The sequence below is a fragment of the Pontimonas salivibrio genome (genome assembly GCF_002950575.1).
GTDB lineage: Bacteria > Actinomycetota > Actinomycetes > Actinomycetales > Microbacteriaceae > Pontimonas > Pontimonas salivibrio.
Map to the genome: position 1 here is coordinate 552,327 of NZ_CP026923.1, position 25,020 is coordinate 577,346.

Sequence of the window (25,020 nt, forward strand, 5' to 3'; positions counted from 1 at the left end):
CGCAACACGCGGCTTACCGGTAGCGTCCCACCCACGGTAGTGTGTGGCGTGTGGGACGCAAGCAGGCCTTTGGCTGGACACTCATTGCCGCAGCAGCAGTCATCAGCGCCTCCATTTTCACTCAGGCAATCATCGCCGGATCCGAAGTGCCCGTCAGCTCTTCCACAGACACCCCCGTGGTGCCCCTCGCCCCGGTAGAAGGCGAATAGTCCCGGTGGCCACTTGGTCTTTAGGCCGCGCCCTTCGTGGGTTGTGGCAGCAAGAAACTCTTGATGAGTCCACCTGGGAAGACCTCGAAGATGCCCTGTTGATGGCTGATGCCGGTGTGGAATACACCGAAGCATTGTTGACAGAAGTGCGCAGTGAAGCAGAGCGCATTGGGCTTACTCGCCCCAGCGATGTGAAGGCGTTGTTGGCAGAGCGTATTGAAGCCCACTTGGCCGAATACGACCCCACCTTGACCCTGACGGAGCGACCCGCTGTGGTGCTCATTGTGGGAGTAAACGGTGTGGGCAAAACCACAACGATTGGCAAGTTCGCCAAATATTTGCGAAGTGCCGGACGCAGTGTGCTGATTGGGGCTGCCGACACATTTCGGGCGGCCGCTGTCGATCAGCTGAGCCACTGGGCCACTCGTGCGGATGCCCAGATTGTCACCCCCGAAAAAGACGGTCAAGATCCCGCATCTGTCGCCTACCAGGCAGTCGCTCGCGCGATGGAGCAACACATTGATGTGGTCTTGATCGACACGGCTGGTCGCCTCCAGACCAAATCGGACCTGATGGATGAGTTGGGGAAAGTGCGCCGCGTGGTGGAAAAGCTCACGCCGGTATCTGAAGTGTTGCTGGTGTTGGATGCGACCACCGGCCAAAACGGCCTATCTCAGGCGGAGCTGTTTTTAGAACACGCAGGGGTGACCGGTTTGGTGCTCACCAAACTGGACGGTTCAGCCCGTGGAGGTTTCGTACTCGCCGTGCAACAGCGCACCGGGTTGCCGGTGAAACTCATTGGCGACGGTGAAGGCCTCGACAACCTGCGAGGCTTTTCGGCCAAAGCCTTCGCCACCGCATTAATCGACTAACCCCCACTTGGGTGCTGGTTCGCGTAAGAGACGCGCAGCTGGTTGTAGTGGGCGGCGTTAGCGCGAATCGCCTCAATTTCTTCACTACCCAATTCGCGGCGGACTTTGGCCGGAAGGCCCGCCACCAGGCTCCCAGGCGGAATGACTTGACCTTCTAACACCACCGCGCCTGCTGCAACAAGTGACCCGGTGCCGATTACGGCACCGTTTAACACGGTGGCGCCCATACCAATCAGGCAATCATTTTCAATGGTGCAGCCGTGCAACGTCGCGTTGTGGCCCACACTGACACCCTCACCAATAGTGACCGGGTAACCGGGGTCGGCGTGGACGGCGACCCCGTCTTGAATGTTGGACCCCCGACCGAGGGTGATGATTTCGGTGTCACCTCGCAGCACCGCGTGAAAGAGCACACAGGCGTCTGGTTCAATCACGACGCGACCGATCAGGTCTGCGCTCGCGGCCACGTAGGCGGAGTGATCCACCTGGGGGGTGTGGTCGTCAAAGGAATATCTCACCCCACCAGACTACGACTCGGGTGGCCTGTGAGGGCCACTCGGCTAGGCTTTAGCCACCATGGCATTTGGTTCCCTCTCCGATCGGTTAACCGAGACCTTCCGTTCGCTGCGCTCAAAAGGTCGACTGTCACCGAGCGATATTGATAAGACGGTCCGCGAAATACGTCGAGCCCTGCTCGATTCTGACGTCGCCCTCGAAGTAGTGAAATCGTTCACTCAGGCGGTGCGGGAGCGCGCCCTGGGTGATGACGTCAATAAGGCACTAAACCCCGCCCAACAGGTTGTCAGCATTGTGATGGAGGAGCTAGAAGCCATCCTCGGAGGCACTGGCCGGGGGCTCACTTTCTCGAAAACTCCCCCCACGGTGATCATGTTGGCCGGCCTGCAGGGTGCCGGTAAAACGACGTTGGCGGGAAAACTCGCCAAATACTTGAAAGCCGAAGGTCACACCCCCGTGTTGGTGGCCTGTGACCTGCAACGCCCCGGTGCGGTTGACCAGCTGCAAATTGTGGGTGGCCAGGTCGAGGTTCCGGTGTTTGCCCCGGAACCCGGTAGCGGAGTGGGCGACCCGGTGAAGGTCGCGAAAGATTCTCTTCGTTTCGCCACCGACAAACTCCACGACGTCGTCATTGTCGACACCGCGGGTCGTACCGGTGTTGATGAGGACATGATGGCGCAGGCGAGGGCCATTCGGGATGCGGTCACACCCGACGAAGTGCTTTTTGTCTTAGACGCCATGATCGGTCAAGACGCTGTTCACACAGCCAGAGCGTTCGGTGACGGAGTCGACTTCACTGGGGTGGTCCTCACCAAACTCGACGGCGACCAAAAAGGTGGTGCCGCCCTCAGTGTGAAGGGCATCACCGACCGCGACATTCTCTTTGCCTCAACGGGTGAAAAGCTCGACGACTTCGAAGTGTTCCACCCGGATCGGATGGCTAAGCGCATCCTCGACCTGGGTGACGTGATGACACTCATCGAACAGGCCCAAAAGGCCTTCGATGAGGAATCTAGGGCGGAAATGGAACAAAAGTTCCTCTCCGACACGTTCACCCTCGATGACTTTCTTGACCAACTCCAGCAGGTCAAAAAAATGGGGTCCCTCCAGTCGATGATCGGCATGCTGCCGGGCGCCAGGGGCATGAAAGAGCAGCTGGACAACGTCGACGATAAAGATATTGCCCGCACCGAAGCGATCATCCGGTCGATGACTCCGACCGAGCGGGTGAACCCCAAACTGTTAAACGCGTCTCGTCGCAAACGCATCGCCCTGGGTTCCGGTGTGAGTGTCACCGACGTGAACCAGTTGATGGCACGCTTCGAACAGGCCCAAAAAATGATGAAAACTGTCGCCAAAGGTGGTGTTCCCCAAATACCGGGCATGGGTCCGGTCGGTGCGGGAGGCGGCTCTGGCAAATCGAAACGCAAAGGCAAAGCGAAAAAACCTAAAGCACGCTCGGGTAACCCGGCCACCCGCGCCCAACAGCTCCGAGGCGGCAAACCTCCCGAAGCACCCGGGTCCAGTTTCGGCCTTTCGGGCTAGTTTTTCGGTAACGGTCACATGGGGCCAAGGAATCTGACAGAATAGGACGCTGGTAACACCACCGTCCGACCCTCTATCTGTCGGTAGTGCCCGACCACCGCTTTCTCGCAAGCAGACCCCACCTGGTTTTGCGAGCCTGGCACCAATACCCATCACGACTGGAGAAACGTGGCTGTCAAGATTCGACTGAAGCGCATGGGAAAAATCCACGCGCCCTACTACCGCATTGTTGTGGCCGATTCGCGCAAAAAGCGCGATGGCCGCGTCATTGAAGAGATCGGGAAATACCACCCGACAGAGAACCCTTCGCTGATCGAGGTCACCTCGGAGCGCGCCCTCTACTGGTTGGGTGTTGGAGCACAGCCCACCCCCCAGGTGTTGGCGATTTTGAAGCTCACCGGCGACTGGGGCACCTTCAAGGGTGAAAAGGGTGCCAAGAACATGGTGCAGCCTCCAGAGCCCAAGCCTGAGTTCAACCCGGACACCAAGAAGAAGCCCGTCTTGAAGCCGAAGGCCAAAACTGAGCCGGCCAAGGCCGAAGCACCCGCTGAGGCAGTAGCCGAAGCCCCCGCCGAAGCTGCTCCGGTCGAAGACACCCCTGCGGAAGAGACCCCTGCGGAAGAGACCCCCGCTACTGAAGAGGCCGCTACTGACGCTGCGCCTGCCGAGGAAGCTCCCGCTGAGGACGCTCCCGCAGCTGCGGCCGAAGAGGCACCCGCTGAAGCTGCGGCCGAAGAGGCACCCGCTGAAGCTGCTGCCGAAGGCGACGACGCCAAAGCCAAAGCTGAAAAGGCCGAGTAGAGCATGTTAGACCGTGCGTTGACCCACCTCGTCAAAGAAATTGTGGAACACCCTGACGAGGTGTCGGTCACGCCGGTCGAAGGCCCCCGCGGCGATGTTCTGGAAATCCGGGTTCACCCGGATGACCTCGGTCGAGTCATCGGTCGCGGCGGTCGCACCGCAAAAGCACTTCGCGCTGTCATTGGGGCGCTCGCTAAAGGCGGTCGGGTTCGTGTGGACGTGGTCGATCAGGACTCCTGATGTCTAGTCGGAAGGGTGGCCTTCCGGCTCCAAAGCCCCAGCGCGTGGAGTTGCGGGTCGCACGGTTACTCAAAGCCCACGGCCTTAAAGGCGGGCTGAAGCTGGAGCTCTACACCGACGACCCCGAGGGGCGCTTTAGTCCCGGTGCCATCTTGAGTGTTCAAGTGCCGACCGATTCGGAATGGTTTGGCCAAAAACTCACGGTGTCCCGGTTGCGTTTTTACAACGCACAGCCTGTGGTGTTTTTCGAGGGGATTGATGACCGCGATCGGGCGGAAACTTTGGTCCGCGCTATTTTGTGGGTTGAGCAAGACCCCGATGCCGTTTCGACCGAATCCGACGCCTGGTTTGATCACCAACTGGTGGGGTTGGAGGTGCGACGCGGGGACGCTCGTTTAGGTGAAATTGTTCGGGTGGATCACCTGCCCGCACAAGACCTTCTCGCTGTGGCGGTGCCGGGGCAACAAGAAGAGGTCCTCCTGCCTTTTGTTCGAGCCTTCGTGCCAGAAGTCAACACCGAAGAGGGCTACATCGAGATGACACCGCCAGGTGGCCTATTCGATGGCGGTTTATCTGACGCTGACAGTGACGAGCCCGGCAGTGGTGATTCGGATTCCGGTGAATCGGGTGATGCCCTTGCGCATTGACGTCATCACCATTTTCCCCGACTACTTTGCGCCCCTGCAGTTGTCGCTGATGGGCAAAGCCCAACAGTCAGGGTTGGTGACGATCGCCATCCACGATTTGCGGGAATTCACGAGCGACCGCCACCGCAGTGTCGATGACACCCCTTACGGTGGTGGCGCCGGAATGGTGATGACCCCAGAGCCGTGGGGGCAAGCGATTGATGCGGTAGTAACTGACCAGTCCACCCTGATTGTTCCCACTCCAGCCGGAAAACTCTTTAGTCAACCCGTGGCCGCCGAGCTGGCGCACTCCACCCACCTCATCTTTGCGTGCGGGCGCTATGAGGGAATCGATCAGAGGGTGGTGGAGTATTACCGCCCCCGTATTGATGTGCGGGAGCTCAGTATTGGCGATTACGTGTTGGCCGGGGGTGATGTGGCAACACTGGCCATGATTGAAGCCAGTGTCCGACTAGTGCCCGGGGTGTTAGGAAATCCGGAATCTTTAGTGGAAGAAAGCCACCAGTTACCGGGTGTGGAATACCCCAGCTACACCAAACCCCCTACCTGGCGGGGATTGGATGTTCCAGAAGTCCTCCTCAGTGGCCACCACGATCAGATTGCGCGGTGGCGGGCAGAACAATCCACTATTCGAACGACACACAACCGACCGGATTTGTTGCCCGGTAGCTAGCGGCGCCCGGTAACCCCTTTGGCGGTGGGCGGTACTACTGGGGCCTCTCGGTGAGAACCAGCGGGCCCTCTGCGGTGATGGCCACAGTGTGTTCACTGTGTGCGGCGCGGGAGCCATCAGCGCTTCGAAGGGTCCACCCGTCAGCGTCGACAACCAACTCATCGGTGGTGTGCATAAACCACGGCTCAATGGCGAACACCATCCCGGGTTTTAACAGTGGGCCAGTACCTGGATCACCGTCATTGGGGATTGACGGTTCTTCGTGCATGGTGCGGCCCACACCGTGGCCACCAAAGTCGGTGTTGATGGCGTAGCCATAGCGACGGCCCACCTGGCCGATCGCGGCCTGAATGTCACCCAGGCGCCTACCGGGCCTGGCCTGTTCGATTCCTGCCCACAGGGCTTCTTCTGTGGCGGCAATGAGGGTGTGGTCTTCTGGTTGACCCTCACCGACAACGACGCTTCTCGCCGAGTCGGCAACCCACCCGCCAAGCTCGACGGCAAAATCCACGGAGAGGAGGTCCCCTGGCTGAAGGGTGTAGTCGCGGGGAAGTCCGTGAAGGGCAGCATCGTTAACCGATGTGCACAAGACTTTTCCAAACGGCGACGCCCCAAACGAGGGGTGGTAGTCGATGTAACAACTGGTGGCATCCGCTGTTCGGATGCGCTCGTGGGCAAGTGCATCCAGCTCCAGAAGGTTCACTCCTGGCTGGGCGGCGTCAACAAGTTCGCGAAGGACGTTGGCCACGAAAGCACCAGCGGGGCGCATCGCCTCAATGTCGGATGCGCGCAGCCTTGCAATACGCACGAATTATTTGATCGGGACGCTGCTGCGCAGGTAGTCACCGATGACTCTGCGCGCTTCTTCGATGATTTTCGGGTCACCCTCGGGGTTTCGCCTAAACGCTTCGGTCATCAACGCCTGCCCCATTGCCACAGCAATTTCGAGGTGGAAAATCATTTCCTCGGTGACCGGGATGGAATGAGTCTCCGAGACGAGTTTCGCGAACTCTTTGGCGATGATGGAGTTGTTGGGCTCTTCTTCGCTGAGGAAGCGGTCGGTGATGAGTTCACCGAAACGAAGGTGCAAGAAACTGGGTTCTGATCGACACAAACGAACAAAAGCATCCAAGGTGAGGTCCCACGACGACCATGGCTCATTGGGCGTGAGGTCGCTTCCTTCTTGCACTGCCTGGAGGTAAAGGTGGAGGTTTCTGGTGGCCAATTGGCGAAGAAGGGCGTCGACGTTGGGGAAGTAGCGGTAGAGCACACCGACGGAGGAACCGCTTCGGTAGGCGACAGCGGTGGTCGTTACTGCGTCAATGCCACCCTCGTCAATGAGTTTGGCGGCAGCGTCGAGCAGTGCCTCCATGCGGTCGGCGCTGCGTTTCTGAACAGGGACATTGCGTAGCGAGGAACCTGGGTCGATATCGATGCTCACTTCACACCACTCTTCTCACACCGTTTCGGGATTTATTTCTTGATTCGACGCAGAGTATCAGGTGTGGCACACTGAAGCGTTGGAACTTCTGGTTTCTGCCACGGGGGAGAGCGCCAGAAGACCACATTCGAGCCGGGAAAAGTCCTTTTTCCCCCTACGCTGGCAGCCCGTGGTGCCTGGAGAGAACAATCATGCAGACCTTAGATGCGCTTGACGCACAGTCACTTAAGTCCGACATTCCCGATATTCGCCCCGGCGATACTGTCCGAGTGGACGTGAACATCGTGGAAGGTAACCGCTCGCGTATCCAGGCCTTCCAAGGTCTGGTCATTAGCCGCTCTGGTCACGGACTCACCGAGACAATCACGGTGCGCAAAGTGAGCTTCCAGGTCGGCGTGGAGCGTACGTTCCCGCTGCACTCGCCCATTATTGATGCCATCGAAATTCTCTCCCGCGGTGAAGTGCGCCGAGCAAAGCTTTACTACGTGCGAAGCCTGCGCGGCAAGAAAGCGCGCATCCGCGAAAAGCGCGAGTCTTAAACTTAGGACATATCGCGACCCCATTAGGGTCCTTTTTTGAGGCTCCAGGGGGTGTGACGCAGTGGCTCAGAAAGCACCACAGGGTCTGATTAGTCGCCTGGGTCGCTACCTGTTTGTCATTGTCAGGGATCTACTGATCATTGTCTTGGCCGCCCTTGTGGTGTCGTTTCTGATCAAAACGTTCCTCATTCGCTCGTTTTCGATCCCCACCTCGTCCATGGAGGAAACCCTTCAAATCGATGACCGGGTGATTGTCAGCCAGCTCACCCCGGGTCTCATTGACCTAAACCACGGCGATGTGGTGGTGTTTGTGGACCCTGGTGGGTGGTTACCCAGTGGGCTTGCCAACGAAGATGACCCATTGACCCGGTTGTTTAATTGGGTCGGGCCACGGCTCGGGCTTCCCGATGAATCCGGTGACCAACACTTGATTAAACGCGTCATTGGCCTTCCCGGTGACACGGTGGTGTGTTGTGATGCGCTGGGTGCACTCAGTGTTAACGGGGTTCCCCTCGAAGAGTCCTATGTGTCGCTTCCTGAGGGGGTGACCGAGGTGAGTGGTTCCAGTTTCTCGGTGGTGGTTCCAGACGATGCACTCTGGGTCATGGGTGATAACCGTTACAACTCGGCAGATTCCAGGGCCAACCTGTCTAAACCAGGTGGCGGTTTTGTGCCCATCGATAATCTCGTAGGTCGCGCCATTGTTGTGAGCTGGCCGGCGGAGAACTGGGCCTGGTTGGCCAACTTCCCCACTGTTTTTCAGGGCATTCCCGACAACCCTGTGCGCGGATGAGTGCGCCTCACCTGGAAGCCGAACAGGCCCTCGTTGATGCGGGTGCGCAGTATGTGATCGGTGTGGATGAGGTCGGTCGAGGCGCCATTGCCGGACCCGTGTGGGTGAGCGCTGGTGTCTGGAATCCTGGATGCGGGCCGGTCCCTGAAGGACTACGCGATTCGAAACTCATTCCAGAAAAGCGCCGGGGAGACATCGCACAGCGTGCCCAGCAGTGGCTGGTGGCGGCAGCCTCTGGGAGAAGTGAAGCCTCAGCCATCGACTCCGATGGCATCATGGCAGCCCTGGGTGCTGCCGGAGCCAGGGCCGTGCGGCAGGCGTGGCGCAGTATCGGCGAGCCGGCTTCCGCCGTGGTGTTGCTCGATGGGAATCAGGATTGGCTCTCAGCTCACTTGCCTCCCGGTCTGTCCGTAGTGACCCGCACCAAAGCCGATCTCACCGCGGCAGCCGTATCGGCTGCGTCGGTGATTGCAAAAGTCTCGCGTGATCAGGTGATGATTGATGCCGATGGGCACTATCCCGGCTATGGTTTCGCCGGGCACAAAGGCTACGGCTCAGCTGCTCACCGGGAGGCGATTGTGCGGTTGGGACCCTGCCCGCTGCACCGCTTGACCTGGATTTCCTCCCTGAAAGACCCCGCCCCATCGGGACTAGACTGAGGCGCCCATGGACGAAGAATTTGACGACTTTGATCGGGAAGCGGAACTCGCGCTCTACCGCGAGTATCGAGACGTCGTTAACCAGTTTCAGTTTGTGGTGGAAACCGAGAGGCGCTTTTACCTCGCCAACGACGTCACCCAAAGTGTCCAAGAGCGCGGAGGTGATTTCTACTTCGAACTGGTGTTAAACGACGTATGGGTGTGGGATATATACCGTGCGGATCGTTTTGTGAAGTCTGTCAAAGTGTTGACCTTTAAAGACGTCAATGTGGAAGAACTGGGCAACAAGGAATTGAAACTGCCCACCGACCTCGCCTTAGACGAGTAGTCCACAGCTCTTTGGCAGAGGGCCTCTCTGCACCTGTGTGCCTGCGGCCCCTGTGGGAGATCTGCCGCTGCGCCACGGTAGCCGACCATGACCCTCCAGCAACCCGAACGCCTGGCACGCCTCTGGCTCTCGCTGTGCAGTCCACCGGGAGATCCTCTCGTGGGCGAGTTGGTGGCCACCCTTGGAGCCGTCAGGCTTCGTGACATTCTGTCGGCAGGCTCCCCCACACCTCTTTCCGGTCGTCCAGAAGCGTGCCTCAAGAGACTTCGCGAGAGTGGTCTCACCGTGCCCCACGACGGACACATGCCCTATGTCCTGGACGCTATTTCCCGGGAGGGGCTCCAGGTGCTCACACCCGGTGACACCCACTGGCCGGCAAGCCTGAAGGATTTAGGCACTAAAGCACCCCTCGCGTTGTTCTTCCGAGGGGCCGCTGAAGTATTAGGGCGGACTGGGCGAAATGTCGCCATTGTGGGAACCCGGACGCCCAGTGCGCTCGGGTTAAATGCCGCACGGGAGATTGCCTGGCATCAGATCAACGCCGGGCGCACCATTGTCTCTGGTGGGGCGAAAGGAATTGATGCGGTTGGTCACATGGTGTCCCTGGAATCTGGGGTGCCCACCATCGCGGTGCTCGCTCAGTCACCCAACCGGCCCTATCCACCCGAACACCGCGGGATGTGTGCCGAGATTGCCCACCGGGGTGTGGTCGTGTCTGAGGTGCCACCCGGGATACACCACGGGGGTAAGGGGTTCTTGGCCAGAAACCGTCTCATTGCGGCACTCGCCACCCTCACGATTGTTGTGGAAGCACCGCTCAGATCCGGGGCGATTAGTACAGCGGCCCATGCGGCCCACCTTGAGCGTGAAGTGATGGCAGTACTGTACAAAAAAAGCGAAGCACATTCAGGTGCAACCCAGGTTGAGGCCGAAAAAAAGGGCACCATTGGGCTACCCGGTGACAATCGTGGCGCAGAGCGTGTCATTGAACAGTGGGCTGGGGAAACCATATTGTGGCCCCCGGAAATCAGTCAGAAAGCCTAATCTGTAACTGTGAACACCCCTCTGAGTCAGCATCCCGATCCCAGGATGTCGCTCCTGCACATCAGCGACACCCACCTCCTCGGAGGGGATCGCCAGCTGTGGGGGTCTATCGACGCAGCTGAACGTCTTACGGCACTGCTCGAGCGGGTCGTCGCTAGTGGTGAGAGACCCTCCGCGCTGGTATTCACCGGTGACCTCGCCGATATCGGCGAAGAAGAGGCCTACCGCACTCTTCGCCGCAGCGTGGAGCCCTTTGCCGAGACTTTGGGTGCGCAAATAATCTGGGTGATGGGAAATCACGATGAACGCGAGCCTTTCGCCCGCATACTTTTTGACGAGGACAACAACGGGAAGCCTCTCGACCGCGTGTATGACATCGATGGTCTTCGCGTCATCGCCCTCGATACGTCCGTGCCCGGGTTCCACCACGGTGAACTCAGTGCCGGTCAGCACGAATGGCTGAGAGGAGTGTTAGCCACCGACGCGCCTCACGGCACGCTCGTGGCGATGCACCATCCCCCGATCCCCACGCCCATCGACATGATGGGCGTGATCGAACTCGATGACCAAGCCGCACTGTGGCAGAGCATTGCGGGAAGTGACGTGCGAGGCATTCTTGCTGGCCACCTGCATTACTCCACCTTTTCGGCCTACCAAGGCATTCCCGTATCGGTGGCGGCAGCCATGTGTTACAACATCGACATGGTCGCCGCAGCCGATGCTTTGCTCAGCGGCATCGATGCCGGCCACAGCGCATCTCTGGTGTCTGTGTACCCCGAACAGGTGGTCTTTTCCGAACTGGTCGTCGGGGACCTTCCGGTGGTCTTCACCCAGCCCAAAAATCGTCTCTCTGAGTTTCGGACGTGGAGTCCCGAACAGCGCAGAGCAGTCTTTTCCGACAAAAATTCGGACTTCAACAAAGGTGAACAGGCCGCCCAGTCAGGCGGATAGTCAGATCCGTCGACTGGGAGCCCATCCGGTGTGTCGCACGGGTCTCACCGTTTCGCTCGAAACACTAGAGGCTATGACCCTGGGGGCTGCCATTCGTGCTTACCTGGATGCGAGAGCAGACAGTGCTGAGCTCTCCGAGCATTCCCTGCGCGGCTACCAGCAAGACTTAGAGTCGCTCGTGGACTACGCCGAGGCTGCCGGGGTCGAGAGTATGTCCGGTGTGGACGCCGAATTGTGTCGCTCGTGGTTGTGGGACCAAGCAAGCGCTGGCCTCGCTCCCAGGACATTGCGCAGAAGGGTTTCCAGCCTTCGAGGGTGGTCCACATGGGCACACCGCCAAGGACTTCTCGCCGTTGATATCGGCGCAGGAATCCACCAACCGAGCGCACCCAAACGCTTACCCCGTGTCCTGACCGAACACCAACTGTCAGAGATTTTCGACGTGCTCGAGCAGCGCGCTGCCACCGGCGACCCGGTGGGCCTTCGTGACCGCGCCATCGTCGAGTTGCTCTACTCCTCCGCACTTCGTGTGGGCGAGCTGTGCGGTCTCGAAATGGACGCCGTCGATTTCACCGAGCGCACCCTGCGCGTGGTGGGCAAGGGAAACCGTGAACGGGTCGTGCCGATGGGTGGCCCCGCCCACACAGCGCTGACTGAATACTTCGAAGCGGGCCGAGAGGCGCTGTTGGCGGGAAAAACCTCGAAGAAAATCTTCCTGAACTCACGCGGTGGGCCGTTAGGCCCACGCACGGTCTACCAACTGATCGCCGCGTTGTTGGAGCCCTACCCGGGTAATGGCCCGAGTGGCCCCCACACCCTGCGTCATTCTGCCGCCACCCACCTGCTCGATCACGGTGCCGATTTGCGAAGCGTTCAAGAATATTTAGGCCACCAATCTTTGGCCACCACCGAGCTGTACACCCACGTGTCTATCGAGCGACTGCGCAGCGCTTTTGACCAAGCTCACCCTCGGGCGTAACCCGCACGGTGTGACAGGCGGTGTGACAGGCGGTGGGTAGTGCCGCTGGCCAGACCACCCTTCGGGTAATTCCCGTCGGCGGTGTAGCCACTGTTGGTGAACGGCAGAAGCCTCGCTCGGCGAAGTATCCCCAGCTCGCGTGCCGGTGAGCGGTATTCGCCCTCCACACGCAAGCCAATGTGAAGACAGCCTCCCGGGCAGTGGCCCGGTGCGACACGTCCAATGCGTTGGCCCGCTCGCACGCGAGAGCCCACCTCGCCATCCACTCGCACGGGTTCCATGCTGACCAGCCAACCTGAGGCCGTCCGGATGGTCACCACTGCGCGGTTGACGACGTCACCGGTGAAGTGAATACGGCCTGACACGGGTGCGACCACCACGGTTCCTACCGAGGCGCGAAGGTCCAGGCCGCGGTGGCCTGGACCCCACTCACTTTCCGGGGCGTCAAAATCCCGCACGACTTCCTTTTCGGTGGCGACCGGCCAAGTCCACACGGCAGGCGGAGGCGCCACCAGGCTGGCGATTAGTACAGCAGTGAGCAGTGGACGGATCATCCCCGGATTATCAGGCCAGGGCATCGTGGTGCCCACGCAGGAGTCCATACCTGGTGATTGGCTCTTTGGTGGGCTCGCCTGTGGAGAGGCGTTGCCTGGCACGGAGCCGGCTGGCGAGCCTTGTGCGGCCTGGTGTCAGCCCGGTAAAACCCGCTATGCTCTACCCAGCAGCCGATTCGTCGGCTGACTTCGCGTGTCGATCACGAGATCTGACCCTCGGTCCTCGACAACATCATGTTGTCGAGGGAAGGTTGGGCTCCGGCACCAGGGCGTGTTCCGCCGGAACACGCATAAACCGAGAACATGAAGGAGCACGGCCATGGCCGTCATTACTATCCGCCAGCTACTCGATAGCGGCGTTCACTTTGGACACCAGACCAGGCGCTGGAATCCCAAAGTCAAGCGATTCATCCTCACTGAGCGCAGTGGCATTCACGTCATCGACCTGCAGCAGTCGCTCACCTATATCGACAAGGCCTATGACTTTGTCAAAGACACTGTCGCCCACGGCGGAACCGTGTTGTTTGTGGGAACAAAAAAGCAGGCTCAGGAAGCCATTTCCGAGCAGGCTACCCGTGTCGGCCAGCCCTACGTGAACGAGCGTTGGTTGGGTGGTTTGCTCACCAACTTCCAAACCGTGTCAAAGCGTTTGGGTCGTATGAAAGAACTCGAAGAAGTCAACTACGACGACACCACCCAGGGCTTCACCAAAAAAGAACTCCTGATGAAAAAGCGTGAACTCACCAAGCTTCACAAATCACTGGGTGGTATCCGCAACCTCCAGAAAACCCCCAGTGCGATGTGGGTGGTTGACCCCATTCGCGAGCACCTTGCGATTGACGAAGCCCGCAAGCTTGGAATTCCGGTAATCGGAATTCTCGACACCAACGCGGACCCCGACGACTTCGCCTACCCGATTCCCGGAAACGACGATGCCATTCGCTCGGTCGCACTGTTGACCAAAGTGATTGCCGACGCCGTGGCTGAGGGGCTCATCGAGCGCCACCAGAAGCCTGAACAAGAAGGCAACGTTTCCGCGGTTGAGCCGTTGGCCGAATGGGAGCGCGAGCTGCTAGAAGCCGGTCAGGAGTCGACCACAGAAGCTCCTGCTACTGACGCACCTGCTGCTGATGCTCCGGCCGCCGAAAAAGCGGAAACCGACGCCGCCGCCGTGGCAGAAAAGCCTGCTGCGAAAAAGCCCGCAGCAAAGAAACCTGCCGCGGAAAAGAAGCCTGCTGCGGAGAAAAAGCCGGCCGAAAAGAAACCTGCCGCGGAAAAGAAGCCTGCTGCGGAAAAGAAGCCTGCGGCTGAGAAGAAGCCTGCTGCTGCGAAAAAGCCTGCGGCAAAGAAGACCGAGACCGAGAAGAAGTAGAGGAACCACGCATGGCGAATGTCTCCCTAGAAGACGTCAAAAAGCTCCGGGAGCTCTTGGGCACCGGAATGGTTGACACGAAAAATGCCCTCGTCGAAGCCGGCGGGGATCTCGAAAAAGCGACCGAGCTTCTTCGCCTCAAAGGTGCGAAAGGTAACGCCAAGCGCGCAGACCGCTCCACCAGCGAAGGACTCGTCGCTGCCAAAGACTCGGGTGGCAACGCCTTCATGATTGAACTGGCATGCGAGACAGACTTCGTCGCAAAAAACGAGAAGTTCATTGCGTTGGCCGACAAGGTTCTGGACGCGGTCGTCGCGGCTGGAAGTGCCGATGTCGCCTCTGCCCTTGCCGCACCGCTCGAGGGTTCGACGGTGTCGGAAGCGATCGAAGGCGAAGCGGCAATCATCGGTGAAAAGGTTGAGCTGCGTCGCGTCGCACACCTTGAGGCCGAAAAGTTCGCCATCTACCTACACCGCACCAACAAAGACCTGCCCCCGCAGGTCGGCGTCGTGGTGGGCTATAGCGGAAGCGATGACGACACGGCCAGAGGAATTGCTCAACACATTTCCTTTGCGGACCCCCAGTACCTCACCCGCGACGAGGTCCCGGCCGACGCAGTGGAAAAAGAGCGTGCGCTGGTCGAAGAAATTAGCCGATCCGAGGGTAAGCCAGAAGCGGCTTTGCCCAAGATTGTTGAAGGGCGTCTCGGCGCTTTCTTCAAACAGGTTGCGCTGATGGATCAGGATTACGCCCGCGACAACAAACTGTCGATCGCGCAGGTTGTGGAGCAGGCCGGACTGAGTGTGAGCGGGTTCGCTCGCTTCCGGGTGGGTTCCTAACCCACCAACAAGACCGCGAGGCGCTAACCTTCTAGGCGACACCTCGATGACGCAAGGAGGAGCGATGGCGAACCGCAGACGCGTCTTGCTCAAACTCTCCGGCGAATCCTTTGGTGGCGGAGCACTCGGAGTAAACCCCGACGTGGTCGCCCAAATCGCCAGAGAGATTGCGGAAGCAGCGACAGAAGTAGAAATCGCTGTCGTCGTGGGTGGTGGAAACTTTTTCCGCGGAGCTGAACTCAGTCAACGCGGCATGGATCGTCGTCGCGCTGACTACATGGGCATGTTGGGCACCGTGATGAACGCTCTGGCGCTCCAAGACTTTTTGGAGCAAGCCGGAGCTCAGGTGCGCGTGCAGTCAGCGATTTCGATGACCCAGGTCGCTGAGCCCTACATCCCCCTGCGCGCTGTGCGCCACCTGGAAAAAGGTCGTGTTGTGGTCTTCGGTGCCGGCGCCGGGTTGCCGTATTTTTCCACCGATACCGTGGCTGCCCAACGTGCACTCGAGATTCTTGCCGACGAAGTCCTCGTCGCCAAAAACGGTGTCGATGGTGTCTATTCTTCTGACCCAAAAACAAACCCCGATGCCCAAAAATTCGACCGGTTGAGCTACCAGGAAGCCCTGGTCAAAGGACTCAAAGTGGTCGACTCCACGGCCTTTAGTTTGTGCATGGACAACAACATGCCCATGCTGGTCTTTGGGATGGAACCGGCAGGCAACGTCACCCGCGCCCTATTAGGTGAGCGCATCGGAACCCTGGTGTCCTAGCACTGGCCACAAAGCAACGCTCGTTACACTCAAAGTCAACACCGGGAGGCTGGAATGATCGAAGACGTACTAACCGAAGCTGGCGAAAAAATGGGCAAGGCAGTCGACGCCGTCCACAACGATTTTCAGAATGTCCGCACCGGTCGAGCCAACCCGTCGCTCTTTCAAAAAATCATGGTCGAGTATTACGGCACACCGACCCCGTTGGATCAGCTTGCAGGCCTGCAGGTCCAAGAAGCCCGCACGATGGTTATCACCCCCTATGACAAGTCGGCGGCCAAAGACATCGAAAAAGCAATCGTTGCGGCGCAACATTTAGGGGCAACACCCCAAAATGACGGGGAAGTCATCCGTGTCACCATGCCGGAGCTCAACGAAGAACGCCGGAAAGAGTACGTGAAGCTCGCCCATCAGAAGGCTGAAGACGGGCGTGTTTCTGTGCGCAGTGTGCGTCGTAAAGCAAAGGATGACCTTGAGGCCCTCACCTCGGAGGTCGGCGAGGACGACGTCTTCCGCGGAGAAAAAGAACTTGAGGCAATGACCAAGGCCCACATCGATCGAATCGATGAGGCGCTGAAGAGAAAAGAAGAAGAACTCCTCGAAGTGTGACCTGCGGTGACTACAGAATCCCGCCAAGACGACTTACCCCCAGAAAAACCGGGGGAGCGTAGCCCACTCGACAACGTGTTGGGTGGCGTTGAGGCTCAATATCACGAGTGGGAACACCAGGTTCGCGAAGCCAACGAACGAATTGATCAAGCGGCCGGGCGCCCGCTGTGGCAAGCCATTGCGGTTGGCCTGGCACTTGGTGGGGTTTTTCTCGTTGCGTTACTGGTCTCGCCGCTTTTGTTTGGTCTTTTCGCCGGCACACTCCTTGTGTTTGCTGTCGTGGAATTGGTCGGGGCAATGCGACTGGGTGGGGCCAGGCTGTCGCGAACCCTGCTGTCGCTGGTCTCACTGGGCATCCTCGCCGGCGCCTACTTTTACGGTGGTGACGGCCTCTTCACCACACTGTTTGCCGGCATTATTTTGATTGCTTCGGGCCGTACTGCGCTCATGGTTCAACCCCGCGCAAGGACCGGTGTGGCGCGGGATATTCAGCAGGGTTGGTTTGTGCTGATGTATTTGCCCTTCATGGGTTCCGCCGCGGTGGCCCTCAGGCTCTCGGATGGCGGTGCCTGGTGGATTTTCGCAATCATCATCATCGTGGTGAGTGTTGATACGTCCGCCTACGCCGTGGGGCGAAGTCTGGGACGCCACAAGCTCGCCCCCACAATCAGCCCCGGAAAAACCTGGGAGGGCTTCGCCGGCGCCAGCGTGGCAGGAGCCATCGCTGGAGTGGCGACCGGTACGTGGATGATTGATGTGGGCCCGTGGTGGGGTCTAATGATTGGTGGGATTGTCGTCGTGACCGCGACACTGGGTGACCTGTTGGAGTCGTTCATCAAACGTGAGGTGGGAGTGAAGGACATGTCGAGTGTTCTTCCGGGACACGGTGGGGTGCTTGACCGTTTGGATTCGGTCTTGCCCTCCCTCGCGATCGGCTATCTGCTTTACCAATTCCTGGGCTAGGTCCCCTGGTGGCACCCACAATGCGCGAAAAGGTGTCCCAGGGTGTGTGAATGCGGGCTGTAGGCATCACCAGCCAGCAGAATGGGGGAGTGGATGAGCTGTTTCCAGATGCCCCAAAAGGTCAAGCCGGTTATGACAAAGGTGAAGTCCGCGATTTCTTGAACCGTGCAAAGCGCGCCTACGAGGGCATCGACGAGGGTATTACCAGCTCAGATATTCGTCAGAAGGTTTTCACTACCAACTCCAAAGAGGGTTTTGACCCGTACGCCGTCGATCAAGCACTATGGCGATTAGAGGAAGCGTTTGCCTCCAGAGAGCGAGAAGGCGTGACTGAAGAAACGGGCGAGGCCGGCTACTACAAACGCATTCGCCAGCAAGCCCAAGAGATTTTGGACCGAGTCGCCAGGCCTCGCACCGAAAAGTTTCGCCGAGCAAAACCCCTGCGGCCCGGCTACCACCCCGTTGATGTCGATGCGTTCTGCGATCGGCTCGTGCGTTACTTCCAAGGTCAAGAAGCTGTGTCCGTGGCGACCGTGCGCAACCAAAAGTTTCGCACTCGCCTAGGTGGGTACGAAGAAAGCCAAGTAGACCGCGTCTTAGATGACACTGTGTCGGTAATCCTCGCCGTCCGTTAGGTTCCCACCCACCCCGGCTACACTGAGACGAGTGTTTACCAGGAATCTGGCCCACCCCGCCAGCCACAGTCGACAGCGCCACTTTGGTGTGCGTGACAGGCTGCTGTCGTTTCTTGCGCTGGGTAGCGTGGCAGCTTTTCTTGCCTGGCCACTGGTGAACCCCCATCTGGACCCTGCCAGCGCGTATTTCGCACACGGGGAAGAAGTCGGTGACACCCAAGAGTTCACCGTCACCGGAGATGCCGGCCAAATTATCCGCGACGGTTCATGGAGTGTGACTCGTGCCGCGAGTGCCACAGCTCCCGCGGTCGGCACTCCTGACCCCGGCAGCGCGCAAGCCATCGCGCGTGAACTGGTGGTGGCGAGAGGCCTGGACGATACCGAATATCGCTGCCTGCACGCACTCTGGTCGAGGGAGTCAGGGTGGAACCATTTTGCGCAAAACCCCAGTAGCGGTGCCTACGGAATCCCTCAAGCCCTACCGGCAACGAAAATGGCCAGTGCGGGTGATGATTGGGCGACCAATCCAGAAACCCAAATCCGTTGGGGGCTGGGCTACATTGACGCCCGCTACGGCACCCCTTGTGCCGCGTGGGAGCACTCTGAAGCAAAGAACTGGTACTGAGCCCAATGCCTCGCCGACACCGCCGCGACCGAGATCAGGATGTTGAGGCGCTCGATATTGAGCGGCTTCGCACCGGTGTTCGTCGAGTGGAAACAAAACGCGGCACCCGTTACGTGGTGCAACCCATCGGCGAAAAAAATGCGTTGAAGGATTACCGCTGCCCAGGATGCGACCAGATCATTCCCCCCGGACAGGCCCACGTGGTGTCCTGGGAAGAAGAATCCCTTCGGGGTTCGCATCGCGCGGTAGAAGAAAGACGGCACTGGCACAACCACTGTTGGCGAATTGCCTAACGAGGACATGACGATGACGATGATTCGAAGCTCCACGGTGCTGCCCGCGCGAAGGTCAGACATCTCCTTCCAGACCTCCGATGGTCTCACCCTGGTCGGTGAGCTCGCCCTCCCCGTAACCGGTACCCCGGCGGCGACTCTGCTGTGGTGTCACCCGCTGCCCACTGCTGGGGGATACATGGACTCTCATGTGATTAGAAAGGCAGCGAACCGCCTGCCCGCCATGGCGGGCATCGCGGTATTGAGGTTCAACTTCCGAGGGGTGTCTTCCCCACGTGGAACCTCCGAGGGTACTTTTGGTGACGGTGAACAAGAAGGCCTCGACCTTGAGGCCGCATTGCGCTTCCTCGCCGAGTCGGGCCTCCACTCACCGTGGCTGGTCGGTTGGTCCTTCGGTACCGAAGTAATCCTGAAACACGCTCCAGATAGCGCCTACCCCTTCAGCGGGGCCTTTTTGCTCTCACCGCCTCTTCATCGCACCACTGAGTCGGACCTCACCCGCTGGGTGGGACGGCCAGAACCGGTAGTGGCGCTTGTTCCCGAACACGACGATTTTCTTCAACCCGCTGAAGCCACCAGGCGTTTTGCCGCCATTCCACATGCAGAAGTCATCCCCGCCGCGGGCGCAAAACATCTGTTTGTGGGAGAAAAATACACTCACCTTGCTCTAAGCGAAATTGTGGCGAAGGTGGCACCTGACGTCTTGCCCCTCCCCACAGAATGGCCAGAAGGCCAGTCAGAAGCCTAGGCTTCGGGTGTACTTGGGGGCGCTTCGGCGTTCTGTGCGGCCTCGTCTACTACCTGCACAACGTTGCGAAGTGTTTCGATGTAACCGGCGATTGTTTCTTTTTCCACCCGAAGTGCGGCGAGTCTCTTCTCGGCATCAGAGAGCTTCTGGTTCGCCTCCTGCGTGGCCGCGTCGACGAGCGCTTGGGCTTGTGTTTCGGCTTCCTCGATGGTTTCCCTGGCCTGAGTCTGAGCGGCATCGCGACCCGTGTTGTTCAACTCGGCGATTGACTCCTCCAGCTCACGTTGGGCTTGCCGTATGGCGTCCAACTGGGCGGTGAGCTCTTCGCGTTGCGTGGTGGCTTCAGTGATGAAACTGTTGTTGAGTTCAACAGCTTTCTGGTGGGCTTCCAGCAGTTCGCGCTCATTTTCCGCTCGACGGGCTTTGAGTTCCAGATCCAAATCTGAACGAGCCTGCGAGGCTACACGGGCTAAGGCGTCAGCTTGCTTTTCATTGTCGTGTTGAAGTTTGGCGTGAGTGGCAGCAATCTCTTCTTCCATTTGGGTTTTTGCCAACGCGGCTTCCTCTTGGATTTTTTTCAGAGTCAGTTCGTGGGTCGCCCGTTCGACCGCAATGTCTTTTTGAAGCGCTGCCGCTTCACTTCTAGCCTGACCCAGTTCGCGTTCGGCCACGCTGCGTTGCTCCGCAATGGCCCGCTCCGCTTCGGCACGCAACGACTCCGATTCGCGTTTTGCTGAGGCTCGAAGCTGCGCGGTTTCCGTCGTCACAGCGCCCCGGATGGACGCTGCCTCCTCGATGGCCTCGTTTCTCAGGCGTTCGGCTTCCGCTTTCGCGTCAGCGATAAGTTTTTCGGCCTGCTCCTCCGCCGACTCTCTGCGAGCTTTTGTTGACGCTTCTGTTTCGGAGACAAGCCTCTCGGCTTCTTTTTCGGCGGCGTCAATAGCTGCTTCGGCCTGTGCTTTCGCCTCCTGGGTCACGCGATCGGCATCGATATCGGCTTGAGCGATGATGCGTGTGGACTGTTCCTCAGCGATACGCAAGACGGCTTCCAGCCGGCCGCCGAGACCCGCGTAGCTGGGAGTTTGGTTTTCGTGCTGGACGCTGCGTAGCTGCTCTAATTCGGTTCGGGCTGCCGTGAGGTCTTCGAGTGCTTGAGCGCGATCCTTCGCGGCTTGCATCAATTCATTGCGAAGCTCCGCAAGGGTAGCTTCCACGTCTGCGCGGCGATAGCCGCGCAACTCCGTAGGGAACTCGCCTTGGTCGATACTCACCGAAATCTCCTCAGGGGATGAAGGACGAAGCTGAGTCTAGTTGGACTGGTCGCAGGATGTTCCCAGATGGTCGGTTACCCTGGATGGTTGACCCAGCCCCTTTGGTGGGCTTCCGGGAGAGGAGTGTGCCGTGCGACTGGTGTCGGCCATTCTCATTCTTCTTGCCTCAATCATGTCGTTGGGTTCGGGTATCGCCCTTCGCACCGTCTGGGCAGGGCCCGACAGCATCGTGAAGTCGGTTGAGATTGACCACACGGCCCCTGCGGTGTTAATCGACGGAAAGACCCTCACGGCCTACCCCGGTCGCCAAACGATCACCGCGATCGATGATCAAGGTGACCCTGAAGCGGGAGTCGTTCTTGTCTACGGGCGGTCCACGGACGTGATTGCCTGGGTCACCCCCGCGCGTTTTACCGCCGTGCGGCACAACCAAGAAACAGGCGAACTCTATGCGGTGCCCAGGCTGGGCGCAGAGTCCACCCTGCCCAGCCCGTTGGGTTCGGATCTGTGGCTTGAGCAATATCGCGAAACCGATGCGGTGCGCACTTCGCTGACTGCTGATTCGGGCATCACGGTGGCGGTATTTGCCGATGGGGAGCGCGCTGCCCCGAAATCGATCCAAATTTCCTGGCCGCTGGATAACATTTCCCCCCTTTCTGGGGTGTTGGTGGCTTTGGGCATTGTGGCGATGGCAATCGGTTTTGTCCTTCTCGGTCTTGCCCTCACCGACGTGCGCAGGCGTCGCGGGCCGAGGCGAAAAATCACCCTTGCGCCCAAACGCCGCGCGCCAAGGCGCGGCCCTTACGGCTCCAGGCGGGGCTCAACCGGCTCAGCGCGCAGTAGACGGATGACCCGGAGCGTTGTCACCATGCCCCTTTTGGGTGTGTTGTTGGCAGGCGGTTGTGTCGCTCCAGAGGCTGGACAAAACAGTGAAGGTCCTGCGGGGGGCACCCCCACAGGCCAAAGCTCAGACCTAGCCGGCCCCTCAGAGGGTGCATCGGGTGATACCGACAGTGCTACGGGTGCTTACCCCGCGGTGACCCAGGCCCAATTTGAGCGCATTATGGGCCGCGTGGCCAACCAAGTGTCGCTGGCTGATCAGAGTCTGGATGCGCAGTTATTGACTGAGCGCTTCATCGAACCCAGCTTGAGCCATCGCAGTAGTCAGTATCGACTTCGATCGTGGGACGGCGAGTTAGGGCAGCTGGTGGGAATTCCTGCAGAGCCCATCCGGTTACTGGTGCCCCAACAAACGAGTAGTTGGCCGCGCACCGTGATGGCCGTCATTCAAGAAGGCCCCGAATTGAATGCGCCGACCATTGCCGTGGTGTTGCGTCAAGAAACCCCGCGGGAAAACTACCAACTGTCGTATTCGACGCTGTTAGCACCGGACGTCATTTTGCCCCCAATGCCACCGGCTGACGTGGGAAGCCCGCGGTTAGCCCGGGATTCGAAACTCGTCTCGCTCAGTCCAGAAGAGACCGTGTCGATTTACGGCGATGTTCTTCGCCGTGGACCCGATTCCAGGGGTTGGTTAGATTTCGACACCCTCACCGACGACCTTTATGCCCTGGTGGGTCCCGACGGACGTGACCTCAGACGAGAGTCCCTCGGATCCGAACTGGAGCTCAGCGCCGACATTTTGCCCACCGACTATCCGGTAGTCGCACTATCAACGGCCGATAACGGAGCGCTGGTGTTTGGCACGCTGGAAGAAACCGAAGTGGTTCGCCCCCTTGAAGACGGTGCGGCCATCAATGCGACTCCGTCCGTTCGGGCGCTGACAGACCTGCCATCATCAACCGAAGGCTTTGTCGCGCGCTACGAGATGCAAATAGTCTGGTACGTGCCACCAATTGGCTCCGACGAGCGGGCACGAGTTGTCGGCTACGGATACCTGTTGGTGGATGCCAGTGAGCTCGAACCCATTGAGGACTAACCGGAGGACAGCCCATGAGTAATCCGCCACTGCCAGGCAATTTCGCGGGAGCGATGGACCTCTCAGCGTTGGTTAACCGCGCCAAGGCGGCGCAGGCGCCCGCCTCGCCCGCAGCCCCCACAACCCCCGCAGGGGCTTCTTCCTACGTGCGCGACATCAACGAATCGGAAATGGGCCAGATCGTTGAACTCTCCAACACGGTCCCCGTCATCCTGGAAATTTACGGTCAAGGTGTCACACCCCAACTGGGTGGTCTGATCGAGAAATACCAGGGCAAGCTTCTGCTCGCCACACTGAACGCTGATCACGCCCCGCAACTAGTTCAGGCACTGCAAATACAGGGGATACCCACTGTGTTTGCCGTGATTCAAGGCCGCCCGGCACCACTGTTTCAAGGCCAAGCCCAAGAAGCGGAAATCACTCCGGTATTGGACGAAGTGTTGAAAGTGGCCGCTCAAGTGGGAGTGACCGGTGTGTTGCCGGCGCCAGAAAATTCTGACCACGACACCCCAGAGGCGCCGACAGAGCCCCCGCTTTCGCCCGAACACCAGAGGGCTTTCGATGCACTGAGTGCAAACGACTGGGACGGTGCAGAGGCTGCCTACCGGGACGCGCTCGCCAAAGCTCCCGCGGATACTGACGCACAAGCAGGCCTCGCCCAAGTGGGCCTGCTCAAACGCCTCGGCAATCAATCGGCTGACACAATTCGCGCCGAGGCGGCTAAGGATCCAGGAAACCTTGACGCCCAGTTACTGGTGGCAGACCTCGATGTCTCCGGTGGTCACCTGGACGATGCGTTCACCAGGCTGTTGGGTATCTTCACCACCCTCGATACTGACGGTCGAGAAACCCTTCGCACACGCATGCTCGACTACTTCGCCATCGCCGGGCCGACACATCCCTCCGTGATTGCCGCACGCCAGCGTTTGACCTCGCTGCTCTACTGAGGCCACCCGTGAGTGTCTACCTAGACCACGCGGCGACCACGCCGATGCCCGAAAACATCCGGGACACCTACACCCGGGCGTTAGCCGGTGTGGGAAATCCGTCATCGATTCATCAAGCCGGTCAAGACGCCAGAGCACACCTCGAAGTGGCCCGGGGAGAAATTGCGGGCCTTCTCGGCCTCGACCCCATGGAGCTGGTGTTCACCTCCGGGGGGACCGAATCAACCAACACCTGGATTAAAGGACGCACTTTTTCCATGCGCAAGGAAGGAATCCAGACCCCGGTATGGATTTCCACGGCAGCCGAACATCACGCCACCCTCGATGCCCTGAACTGGTTGGAAGCCCACGGCCTGGCCCGGACCCATTTCGTGGACGTTGACCGCTGGGGTGTGTGTGATCTGGAGTCGTTGGAGAGTGCGTTGGATGCCTACCCGGCTGCCGAAATTGCGGGGGTGACAACCCTGGTGGCCAACAATGAAGTGGGCAGTATCCAACCGGTGGAGGCGATCGCCGCGCTCGCGGCCACCCGCGGGGTATCTGTCCACATTGATGCGATTCAAGCCTTCGGCCACGTGGAGCTTCCCATTCGCCAGTGGGGTGTTCATGCGGTGAGCATTTCGGCCCACAAAATTGGTGGACCGGTGGGTATTGGAGGGCTTGTGGTGACCAGGGACGCCCCCGCGATTGAAGGCCTTCACCACGGGGGCGGTCAACAGTTGCACCGCTCGGGGACTCTCGATGCTGCCGGTGCAGTGGCCTTTGCTCACGCAGCGCGGTTAGCAGAATCGACACGACTCGAACGAGAAGCACACCTCCAGCGGCTGTCTGGTCGCTTGAGGGAAGGGTTAGTGGGTGCCAGCCAGGGTGTGACTCCCAGTGGTCACCCCACCCACCGCGTAAACCACATCGTCCACATCACCGTGGATGGTGTGGAAGGAGACGTCTTGTTGTATTTGCTGGATGCCCAAGGTATTCGGGTGTCTACGGGCTCCGCGTGTCAGGCGGGTGTCCCTGAGCCCTCCCATGTTCTGGTGGCGATGGGGTTGTCCGAGCAGTCCGCCCGTGGCGCCCTCCGGTTCAGCGTGGGGGCCCAGACCACTGACGCCGACATTGACCGGGTGCTTGAAGTGTTTCCGGGCGTCGTTGCGGCCGCCAGGGAGGCCGGTATGGCTGATGCTCCCAATCCCGATGGAGTATTCGCCCAGTAGTCCACTGC

The 25,020-nt window shown here is 59.5% G+C and carries 30 protein-coding genes and 1 pseudogene; 26 read left to right on the forward strand and 5 right to left on the reverse strand.

Annotation, left to right across the window (positions count from 1 at the left end; translation table 11 throughout):
- Positions 1-41: 41 nt before the first annotated feature.
- Entirely contained in the window at positions 42-209 is a 168-nt protein-coding gene (locus tag C3B54_RS08805; RefSeq protein ID WP_170006114.1) for a hypothetical protein, read from the forward strand.
- 5 nt (positions 210-214) lie between these two features.
- Positions 215-1,081 (forward strand): signal recognition particle-docking protein FtsY, encoded by an 867-nt coding sequence (ftsY, locus tag C3B54_RS02915; protein ID WP_425440309.1) that lies wholly within the window; start codon positions 215-217, stop codon positions 1,079-1,081.
- On the opposite strand, the gene C3B54_RS02920 is transcribed toward ftsY, so the two are convergent.
- Positions 1,078-1,599 carry a gamma carbonic anhydrase family protein gene (locus tag C3B54_RS02920; protein WP_104913164.1) on the reverse strand — a complete coding sequence of 174 codons (522 nt, stop codon included), beginning with the start codon at positions 1,597-1,599 and terminating at the stop codon, positions 1,078-1,080. The two genes, ftsY and C3B54_RS02920, sit on opposite strands and share 4 nt — an antisense overlap.
- Positions 1,600-1,657: 58 nt before the next feature.
- Here C3B54_RS02920 and ffh point away from each other — a divergent pair, with 58 nt between their 5' ends.
- The 5 genes and pseudogenes from ffh (at position 1,658) to trmD (ending at position 5,503) form a co-directional block, all read left to right on the forward strand.
- Positions 1,658-3,142 carry a signal recognition particle protein gene (gene ffh, locus C3B54_RS02925; RefSeq protein ID WP_104913165.1) on the forward strand — a complete coding sequence of 495 codons (1,485 nt, stop codon included), beginning with the start codon at positions 1,658-1,660 and terminating at the stop codon, positions 3,140-3,142.
- Between the two features lie 168 nt (positions 3,143-3,310).
- A pseudogene (gene rpsP, locus C3B54_RS02930) lies at positions 3,311-3,766 on the forward strand (30S ribosomal protein S16); the annotation flags it as partial.
- 180 nt (positions 3,767-3,946) lie between these two features.
- Positions 3,947-4,183, forward strand: coding sequence for an RNA-binding protein (locus C3B54_RS02935; RefSeq protein ID WP_104913167.1), 237 nt, complete (start codon positions 3,947-3,949; stop codon positions 4,181-4,183).
- Positions 4,183-4,830, forward strand: coding sequence for a ribosome maturation factor RimM (rimM, locus tag C3B54_RS02940; protein WP_104913168.1), 648 nt, complete (start codon positions 4,183-4,185; stop codon positions 4,828-4,830). Before C3B54_RS02935 ends, rimM begins: the two co-directional genes overlap by 1 nt.
- Entirely contained in the window at positions 4,820-5,503 is a 684-nt protein-coding gene (gene trmD, locus C3B54_RS02945) for a tRNA (guanosine(37)-N1)-methyltransferase TrmD (RefSeq protein WP_104914232.1), read from the forward strand. Before rimM ends, trmD begins: the two co-directional genes overlap by 11 nt.
- Positions 5,504-5,537: 34 nt before the next feature.
- Here trmD and map read toward each other — a convergent pair whose 3' ends face one another.
- Positions 5,538-6,305, reverse strand: coding sequence for a type I methionyl aminopeptidase (map, locus tag C3B54_RS02950; RefSeq protein ID WP_104914233.1), 768 nt, complete (start codon positions 6,303-6,305; stop codon positions 5,538-5,540).
- A 9-nt stretch (positions 6,306-6,314) separates the two neighbouring features.
- Positions 6,315-6,944: a TetR/AcrR family transcriptional regulator gene (locus tag C3B54_RS02955; protein WP_104913169.1), complete on the reverse strand. Its 630-nt coding sequence runs from the start codon at positions 6,942-6,944 to the stop codon at positions 6,315-6,317.
- A gap of 191 nt (positions 6,945-7,135) precedes the next feature.
- On the opposite strand from C3B54_RS02955, the gene rplS reads away from it, so the two are divergent.
- From rplS to C3B54_RS02990, 7 genes are all read left to right on the forward strand, one after another.
- The gene (rplS, locus tag C3B54_RS02960; protein ID WP_104913170.1) at positions 7,136-7,483 is read left to right on the forward strand and encodes a 50S ribosomal protein L19; all 348 of its coding nucleotides are present in this window, start codon (positions 7,136-7,138) and stop codon (positions 7,481-7,483) included.
- A gap of 61 nt (positions 7,484-7,544) precedes the next feature.
- Positions 7,545-8,276, forward strand: coding sequence for a signal peptidase I (gene lepB / locus C3B54_RS02965; RefSeq protein ID WP_245867988.1), 732 nt, complete (start codon positions 7,545-7,547; stop codon positions 8,274-8,276).
- Positions 8,273-8,935, forward strand: coding sequence for a ribonuclease HII (locus C3B54_RS02970; RefSeq protein ID WP_104913171.1), 663 nt, complete (start codon positions 8,273-8,275; stop codon positions 8,933-8,935). Before lepB ends, C3B54_RS02970 begins: the two co-directional genes overlap by 4 nt.
- A 7-nt stretch (positions 8,936-8,942) precedes the next feature.
- The gene (locus C3B54_RS02975) at positions 8,943-9,263 is read left to right on the forward strand and encodes a DUF2469 family protein (protein ID WP_104913172.1); all 321 of its coding nucleotides are present in this window, start codon (positions 8,943-8,945) and stop codon (positions 9,261-9,263) included.
- Between the two features lie 87 nt (positions 9,264-9,350).
- Positions 9,351-10,307 (forward strand): DNA-processing protein DprA, encoded by a 957-nt coding sequence (locus C3B54_RS02980; RefSeq protein WP_104913173.1) that lies wholly within the window; start codon positions 9,351-9,353, stop codon positions 10,305-10,307.
- A 9-nt stretch (positions 10,308-10,316) separates the two neighbouring features.
- Complete coding sequence (locus C3B54_RS02985; RefSeq protein ID WP_245867989.1) at positions 10,317-11,258, forward strand: phosphodiesterase; 942 nt, start codon at positions 10,317-10,319, stop codon at positions 11,256-11,258.
- 73 nt (positions 11,259-11,331) lie between these two features.
- Positions 11,332-12,237: a tyrosine recombinase XerC gene (locus C3B54_RS02990; protein ID WP_104914235.1), complete on the forward strand. Its 906-nt coding sequence runs from the start codon at positions 11,332-11,334 to the stop codon at positions 12,235-12,237.
- Here the strand turns inward: C3B54_RS02990 and C3B54_RS02995 are convergent.
- Positions 12,222-12,815: a M23 family metallopeptidase gene (locus C3B54_RS02995; RefSeq protein WP_158665488.1), complete on the reverse strand. Its 594-nt coding sequence runs from the start codon at positions 12,813-12,815 to the stop codon at positions 12,222-12,224. The two genes, C3B54_RS02990 and C3B54_RS02995, sit on opposite strands and share 16 nt — an antisense overlap.
- A gap of 295 nt (positions 12,816-13,110) precedes the next feature.
- On the opposite strand from C3B54_RS02995, the gene rpsB reads away from it, so the two are divergent.
- The 9 genes from rpsB (at position 13,111) to C3B54_RS03040 (ending at position 19,644) form a co-directional block, all read left to right on the forward strand.
- Positions 13,111-14,163: a 30S ribosomal protein S2 gene (gene rpsB / locus C3B54_RS03000; protein WP_104913176.1), complete on the forward strand. Its 1,053-nt coding sequence runs from the start codon at positions 13,111-13,113 to the stop codon at positions 14,161-14,163.
- An 11-nt stretch (positions 14,164-14,174) separates the two neighbouring features.
- Positions 14,175-15,002: a translation elongation factor Ts gene (gene tsf / locus C3B54_RS03005; RefSeq protein WP_104913177.1), complete on the forward strand. Its 828-nt coding sequence runs from the start codon at positions 14,175-14,177 to the stop codon at positions 15,000-15,002.
- A gap of 64 nt (positions 15,003-15,066) precedes the next feature.
- Positions 15,067-15,771, forward strand: a complete 705-nt coding sequence (gene pyrH, locus C3B54_RS03010) for a UMP kinase (RefSeq protein ID WP_104913178.1) — start codon at positions 15,067-15,069, stop codon at positions 15,769-15,771.
- 54 nt (positions 15,772-15,825) lie between these two features.
- On the forward strand, positions 15,826-16,380 hold the full coding sequence (gene frr / locus C3B54_RS03015) for a ribosome recycling factor (RefSeq protein WP_104913179.1): 555 nt from the start codon (positions 15,826-15,828) through the stop codon (positions 16,378-16,380).
- A 6-nt stretch (positions 16,381-16,386) separates the two neighbouring features.
- Complete coding sequence (locus tag C3B54_RS03020; protein ID WP_104913180.1) at positions 16,387-17,343, forward strand: phosphatidate cytidylyltransferase; 957 nt, start codon at positions 16,387-16,389, stop codon at positions 17,341-17,343.
- A gap of 89 nt (positions 17,344-17,432) precedes the next feature.
- The gene (locus C3B54_RS03025) at positions 17,433-17,978 is read left to right on the forward strand and encodes a DivIVA domain-containing protein (RefSeq protein ID WP_158665489.1); all 546 of its coding nucleotides are present in this window, start codon (positions 17,433-17,435) and stop codon (positions 17,976-17,978) included.
- Between the two features lie 31 nt (positions 17,979-18,009).
- Positions 18,010-18,603 (forward strand): aggregation-promoting factor C-terminal-like domain-containing protein, encoded by a 594-nt coding sequence (locus tag C3B54_RS08865; RefSeq protein ID WP_245867990.1) that lies wholly within the window; start codon positions 18,010-18,012, stop codon positions 18,601-18,603.
- A gap of 5 nt (positions 18,604-18,608) precedes the next feature.
- Entirely contained in the window at positions 18,609-18,896 is a 288-nt protein-coding gene (locus C3B54_RS03035; RefSeq protein ID WP_104913183.1) for a hypothetical protein, read from the forward strand.
- Between the two features lie 7 nt (positions 18,897-18,903).
- Positions 18,904-19,644 carry an alpha/beta hydrolase gene (locus C3B54_RS03040; RefSeq protein WP_104913184.1) on the forward strand — a complete coding sequence of 247 codons (741 nt, stop codon included), beginning with the start codon at positions 18,904-18,906 and terminating at the stop codon, positions 19,642-19,644.
- Here the strand turns inward: C3B54_RS03040 and C3B54_RS03045 are convergent.
- Positions 19,641-20,915, reverse strand: a complete 1,275-nt coding sequence (locus C3B54_RS03045) for a DivIVA domain-containing protein (protein WP_104913185.1) — start codon at positions 20,913-20,915, stop codon at positions 19,641-19,643. The genes C3B54_RS03040 and C3B54_RS03045 overlap by 4 nt on opposite strands.
- Positions 20,916-21,054: 139 nt before the next feature.
- Here C3B54_RS03045 and C3B54_RS03050 point away from each other — a divergent pair, with 139 nt between their 5' ends.
- Genes C3B54_RS03050 through C3B54_RS03060 form a run of 3 tightly spaced genes read left to right on the forward strand, consistent with a single transcriptional unit; the run spans position 21,055 to position 25,012 of the window.
- Positions 21,055-22,854: a DUF8094 domain-containing protein gene (locus tag C3B54_RS03050; RefSeq protein WP_158665490.1), complete on the forward strand. Its 1,800-nt coding sequence runs from the start codon at positions 21,055-21,057 to the stop codon at positions 22,852-22,854.
- Between the two features lie 14 nt (positions 22,855-22,868).
- Positions 22,869-23,801 (forward strand): tetratricopeptide repeat protein, encoded by a 933-nt coding sequence (locus tag C3B54_RS03055; RefSeq protein ID WP_104913187.1) that lies wholly within the window; start codon positions 22,869-22,871, stop codon positions 23,799-23,801.
- Positions 23,802-23,809: 8 nt separating this feature from the next.
- Positions 23,810-25,012 carry a cysteine desulfurase family protein gene (locus C3B54_RS03060; RefSeq protein ID WP_104913188.1) on the forward strand — a complete coding sequence of 401 codons (1,203 nt, stop codon included), beginning with the start codon at positions 23,810-23,812 and terminating at the stop codon, positions 25,010-25,012.
- Positions 25,013-25,020: the final 8 nt, after the last annotated feature.

Bases quoted from the DNA above. Each gene is read 5' to 3' on its own strand.
- rimM (WP_104913168.1), top strand. From the start codon at position 4,183: ATGTCTAGTCGGAAGGGTGGCCTTCCGGCTCCAAAGCCCCAGCGCGTG.
- C3B54_RS02980 (WP_104913173.1), top strand. From the start codon at position 9,351: ATGACCCTCCAGCAACCCGAACGCCTGGCACGCCTCTGGCTCTCGCTG.
- C3B54_RS03035 (WP_104913183.1), top strand. From the start codon at position 18,609: ATGCCTCGCCGACACCGCCGCGACCGAGATCAGGATGTTGAGGCGCTC.
- rpsB (WP_104913176.1), top strand. From the start codon at position 13,111: ATGGCCGTCATTACTATCCGCCAGCTACTCGATAGCGGCGTTCACTTT.
- C3B54_RS03040 (WP_104913184.1), top strand. From the start codon at position 18,904: ATGACGATGACGATGATTCGAAGCTCCACGGTGCTGCCCGCGCGAAGG.
- frr (WP_104913179.1), top strand. From the start codon at position 15,826: ATGATCGAAGACGTACTAACCGAAGCTGGCGAAAAAATGGGCAAGGCA.
- rplS (WP_104913170.1), top strand. From the start codon at position 7,136: ATGCAGACCTTAGATGCGCTTGACGCACAGTCACTTAAGTCCGACATT.
- C3B54_RS03055 (WP_104913187.1), top strand. From the start codon at position 22,869: ATGAGTAATCCGCCACTGCCAGGCAATTTCGCGGGAGCGATGGACCTC.
- ffh (WP_104913165.1), top strand. From the start codon at position 1,658: ATGGCATTTGGTTCCCTCTCCGATCGGTTAACCGAGACCTTCCGTTCG.
- C3B54_RS02935 (WP_104913167.1), top strand. From the start codon at position 3,947: ATGTTAGACCGTGCGTTGACCCACCTCGTCAAAGAAATTGTGGAACAC.
- tsf (WP_104913177.1), top strand. From the start codon at position 14,175: ATGGCGAATGTCTCCCTAGAAGACGTCAAAAAGCTCCGGGAGCTCTTG.
- pyrH (WP_104913178.1), top strand. From the start codon at position 15,067: ATGGCGAACCGCAGACGCGTCTTGCTCAAACTCTCCGGCGAATCCTTT.
- C3B54_RS02970 (WP_104913171.1), top strand. From the start codon at position 8,273: ATGAGTGCGCCTCACCTGGAAGCCGAACAGGCCCTCGTTGATGCGGGT.
- C3B54_RS02995 (WP_158665488.1), bottom strand. From the start codon at position 12,815: ATGCCCTGGCCTGATAATCCGGGGATGATCCGTCCACTGCTCACTGCT.
- C3B54_RS02975 (WP_104913172.1), top strand. From the start codon at position 8,943: ATGGACGAAGAATTTGACGACTTTGATCGGGAAGCGGAACTCGCGCTC.
- C3B54_RS02990 (WP_104914235.1), top strand. From the start codon at position 11,332: ATGACCCTGGGGGCTGCCATTCGTGCTTACCTGGATGCGAGAGCAGAC.